This window comes from Pedococcus sp. P1_H8, assembly GCF_056405175.1.
Genome location: NZ_JBFUCP010000215.1, coordinates 1 through 461, shown reverse-complemented (window position 1 = coordinate 461; position 461 = coordinate 1). Strand labels below are relative to the sequence as shown.

Here is a 461-nt window from a genome sequence, read left to right as displayed (position 1 = left end):
CCCGTACTACCGGCCCGGTCAGCTCCCGAACCGGTAGTGCAGGTGAACCGTGCCGCCGCCGAACCGGCGTTCCGCCACGAGTTTCGAGCCGCGCCCGGACGCCGTCGGGCAGCGCCCGGGTCCCGCCGCCCACCAGGACGGGCACGAGGAACAGGTGACACTCGTCGACCAGTCCCGCCCGGATCGCCTGTCCGGCCAGGCCCGGGCCGCCGATGGAGAGGTCCCGCGCCGCCGACGCCTTCATCCGGCGGACCGCGTCGGGGTCGAACTCCCGCTCGACCCGGGTCCTGGCGCCGGGCGCCGACTCGAGCGTCGTGGAGTAGACCACCTTGTCCGCCGCCCGCCAGATCCGCGCGAAGTCCCGTATCTCGGCCGGCTCGTCCGGGCCGGTGGGCGCGGTCTCCCAGTAGCGCATCGTCTCGTACATCCGGCGCCCGTACAGGTTGGTGCCGACCGTCCTT

1 protein-coding gene is annotated in these 461 nt (G+C 73.8%); it reads right to left on the bottom strand.

The window, feature by feature from the left end; genetic code table 11:
• A partial coding sequence (locus AC1DYG_RS19655) for a dihydrofolate reductase family protein (protein ID WP_477641533.1) occupies positions 1 to 427 on the bottom strand: 427 nt, incomplete at its 3' end.
• Positions 428 to 461: the final 34 nt, after the last annotated feature.